The sequence below is a fragment of the Blattabacterium sp. (Cryptocercus punctulatus) str. Cpu genome, from assembly GCF_000236405.1.
GTDB lineage: Bacteria > Bacteroidota > Bacteroidia > Flavobacteriales > Blattabacteriaceae > Blattabacterium > Blattabacterium punctulatus.
Genome location: NC_016598.1, coordinates 1 through 3,816 on the forward strand (window position 1 = coordinate 1; position 3,816 = coordinate 3,816).

Here is a 3,816-nt window from a genome sequence, read left to right on the forward strand (position 1 = left end):
ATTTTGAACTATAATGGGTATTTTTTAAATTGAAGTCCTGAGGCCCTTTTCTAGTCTTATAGACTAGGGACTATAGGTCGAGGAAATGAAACACTCGCCCCGTAGTGTGGGATATAAAATGGATGGTCATCGATAAGATAATAATAGTGGTCGTAAAAAGGACCACTATATTCTAAAATTTTATCTTTATGCTTTTGCTTTTGCTTTTGCTTTTGCTTTTGCTTTTGCTTTTTCGGCTTGTGCCAATTCTTCAATAATTTTTTTTAATTGAGAATCTTGATTCATTAATTCTTCAATCTGTAGACGAGATTTTTCCTTTTCTTCATTTTCCAAATACGAAAGAGGGGATGAATTAGTAGGATCTGCAGGAGGGTCAATGGCCATTCCAGGAGTATTAGTTTTTTCTGGGTCTTCTTCTGGGGGATGGCCTCCAGTTAAATTATCATCATGACATGATGTAAAAAACATCATGGATAAGATAAAAAAAAATAGTTTTTTCATTTCAGATCAATTTTTTTTGGAATATAAGTTTTTTTTTGAAATATTATTCATACATAAAAGATTATAATTAAATACGATAAAGATGAGTGTCCTAATCAAAATACGTAATTTATCCCATCATATTTTTCCATATTATGCTACAGAAGGAGCAGCCGGTATAGACTTACAAGCCTATCTGGAAAAAGAGATTATTATTCCATCTATGGAAAGAAAAATCATAAAAACAGGTATTTTCATAGAAATACCTACAGGATATGAAGCTCAAATACGACCTAGAAGCGGATTAGCCTTACGTCATGGGATAACTGTTCTAAACAATCCAGGGACTATAGATTCAGATTATAGAGGAGAAATAAAAATATTACTCATAAACTTATCTAGTCATACTTTTACTGTAAAAGACGGCGATAGAATAGCGCAAATAATAGTTTACAAATACGAAAAAGTAAAATGGAATGAAATAAAAAAGAAATAAATTTTTATGGATTTTTCATTTTTATCAAAGCAAAAATAAGCATAATTCAATATATCTATATAATTATCTTGAACTTTATAAGCATAATTTTCTACTTCATAGAAACGTTTTTCCATTCCTTGAATCCTAAAAATTTTTTGCATAATTAAATCTTTGATAGAAGAAATGCTCAGATATTTCCAAGCTTCTTCATAATCCGAATTTTTTTTTTCCATAAGAGATTTAGCCTTTTTTATATATTGATCATATACATCTATTATTATTGTAGCAGAAAAAGAAAGCATAGAGTCTATTTTTTTTGTTGAATCATTATTCCTGCTAAAACAGAATAATTAACAATTTCAATCCAATTATTCTGATCTATTTTAATCAAAATATAATTACAGAACTTTTTAGGAATCAAGAACTTTTTTTTCAAAAAATGAGTTCTACATTCATTAGATATGACATCATATTGCATGGAAGTTTTATTGTTTCTCATTTTATACTAATCTGTTTTTTTTAAATACTGATCTATATAAATCTTTGCTTCGTCAAAATCATAACAAACATTCACCTTCCAATTGTACGAATTGAATATATCTATTATATGAATCTGATTTTCTGTTAATTTATTTGGTTTTATTTTGAATTCCAAAGCCATCCCAGTCCTACCTTTTTTTGGAATAGGAACCAATATATCCGGAAGACCTGGTCTTAATCTCATCACTTTTATAAGAAACCTCTCATAAGGAGTTCTTCTTGCTTCATTATGAGGATGAAAATAAAAAATATGCGGATATTCATAATCTAAATAATCACAAACAGAACTATGCAATAGTTGTTCTTTTCCTAAAGTATTGTACCAAGGTGTAATTTTTCTTTTCAATTTATATATCAAAATTATCCATAACCAATCATCTAAGACTCACAGGATACACATCCCGAATTTCCTAAATTTTCTTTCTTATTCTTTAAAAGAATTTCTAATATTTTTTTTTCTGTAGAAGTTTTTTGATCATCCAAAACAAAAAGATCTTCATTCCAATCTTCATTAGGCTTACTATATCCTGTTTCACGATTATCAAAAAAATCAGTTTGCTGTTCTCCAGATATCGTTATATAAAACCAACTCATGTTATCTAACATATTTTTATCTATACAATAGGCATCCGATAGTCCTAATTCTTTTAATTTAATATTGGCTCTATCTTTCATAAAATTTTTCAATTCTTCTCTCTTAATAGTTGGAATATCACCATTATCAAAAATTTGATCAATAAAAATAAATTCATTTTTTAATGCTAAATCCATTCCATAATAAATAGAATCGGCCACCGAATTTTTTAATCCATCATTTTCTTCACAAAATGTACGAAAAATCTTACACCCAGCTTCCGAATGAAGAGACTCATCCCTAACAGAAAAAATAATTTGTTGCCCTATACCCTTCAAACGATTAGATTTTCTAAAAGACAATAATACCGCAAAAGAAGAAAACAATTGAATTCCTTCTGCTGCAGCAGAAAACAAAGCAATACTCTTTGCAATCTCCTTTCTATTATACTTACCATGATCACTTTTTCTAATATCCATCAATACTTTCAACTTTTTCATGGTTGCTTCATCTTCTAAAAAAGCATGAAAATTATCTAACCCTAAAATATCATTCAAATAAGAATAAGCCACAGCATGAATCGTCTCAAAAGAACCAAAAGCTTGACCCATCATTTTGATCTCTGGAATGGGAAACCACTTGGGAATCATTTCGGACCAATAATTTCCCACTTCTGTTTCCGTTTGAGTAAAACCCTTTAATATATCTCCAATAACATTCTTTTCTAGATCCGATAAATTTTCATTCCAATCATGAATATCCGACTGCATGTTGATCTCCGTATGCAACCAATGCGCATTTTGTTGCTTAAACCAATACTCATAAGCCCACTGATATTCGAAAGGCTTAAAATTTAAACGATCTTTCGTTATACCCATTTTTATTCTTTCTTTAGCTCCCTAATCTCTAAATGTAATAAAAAATATTTAAAACTTTAAGAGAAAAAAAATGGCATCAATACGCGCCAACTAAATATATAAAACAAGTAAAAATAATATCCTTTTTTTTGGAAAAGTGGTCCTTGTTCGGAAATTGGCACTATAACCCCACCCTATCGCGCGCGTGCGTAAGCGTGCGCGTGGGCGATAACGTATATTAATACGTGATATTTACTATGGTTAATATTATATTATATTATTTATATAAATATTATTTATATATATATGCCTTTTTTTTTAAAAAAAATTACAAACAAAATTCGGATTAAAATTCATTTTTTTTACATGTAAAAAAATGATTCCAGGACTAACTAGTCGGACACTCGGATATGCGCGCGCGTGCGTAAGCGTGCGCGTGGGCGATAACGTATATTAATACGTGATATTTACTATGGTTAATATTATATTATATTATTTATATAAATATTATTTATATATATATGCCTTTTTTTTTAAAAAAAATTACAAACAAAATTCGGATTAAAATTCATTTTTTTTACATGTAAAAAAATGATTCCAGGACTAACTAGTCGGACACTCGGATATGCGCGCGCGTGCGTAAGCGTGCGCGTGGGCGATCCGATCAAAGATGGGGAAGCCCTAGTCCTCGACCTATAGTCCCTAGTCTTATAGACTAGGGACTATAGGTCGAGGAAATGAAACACTCGCCCCGTAGTGTGGGATATAAAATGGATGGAAACATTCCGGATAGGGGAATTTAAGGCTAGGATGTCCCATTTTAGGTTATGGATTCCTATGGGGTAGGGTACCCTACCCATTTTCATAAACCCCCCAAAAAAGATATT

General features: G+C 30.5%; 6 protein-coding genes. 1 reads left to right on the forward strand and 5 read right to left on the reverse strand.

Annotated features, from left to right (window positions below):
- Positions 1-186: 186 nt before the first annotated feature.
- Positions 187-501, reverse strand: coding sequence for a hypothetical protein (locus BLBCPU_RS02910; RefSeq protein WP_148256109.1), 315 nt, complete (start codon positions 499-501; stop codon positions 187-189).
- 82 nt (positions 502-583) lie between these two features.
- Here BLBCPU_RS02910 and dut point away from each other — a divergent pair, with 82 nt between their 5' ends.
- On the forward strand, positions 584-976 hold the full coding sequence (gene dut / locus BLBCPU_RS02915) for a dUTP diphosphatase (protein WP_014200386.1): 393 nt from the start codon (positions 584-586) through the stop codon (positions 974-976).
- Here the strand turns inward: dut and BLBCPU_RS02950 are convergent.
- Genes BLBCPU_RS02950 through BLBCPU_RS02930 form a run of 4 tightly spaced genes read right to left on the reverse strand, consistent with a single transcriptional unit; the run spans position 931 to position 2,950 of the window.
- Complete coding sequence (locus tag BLBCPU_RS02950; RefSeq protein WP_050798161.1) at positions 931-1,260, reverse strand: nucleotide modification associated domain-containing protein; 330 nt, start codon at positions 1,258-1,260, stop codon at positions 931-933. The two genes, dut and BLBCPU_RS02950, sit on opposite strands and share 46 nt — an antisense overlap.
- A 5-nt stretch (positions 1,261-1,265) precedes the next feature.
- Positions 1,266-1,457 carry a hypothetical protein gene (locus BLBCPU_RS02955; protein WP_050798162.1) on the reverse strand — a complete coding sequence of 64 codons (192 nt, stop codon included), beginning with the start codon at positions 1,455-1,457 and terminating at the stop codon, positions 1,266-1,268.
- Positions 1,458-1,463: 6 nt separating this feature from the next.
- Positions 1,464-1,844 (reverse strand): VRR-NUC domain-containing protein, encoded by a 381-nt coding sequence (locus tag BLBCPU_RS02925; protein ID WP_041178650.1) that lies wholly within the window; start codon positions 1,842-1,844, stop codon positions 1,464-1,466.
- A 32-nt stretch (positions 1,845-1,876) separates the two neighbouring features.
- Complete coding sequence (locus BLBCPU_RS02930) at positions 1,877-2,950, reverse strand: ribonucleotide-diphosphate reductase subunit beta (RefSeq protein ID WP_014200388.1); 1,074 nt, start codon at positions 2,948-2,950, stop codon at positions 1,877-1,879.
- Positions 2,951-3,816 lie beyond the last annotated feature (866 nt).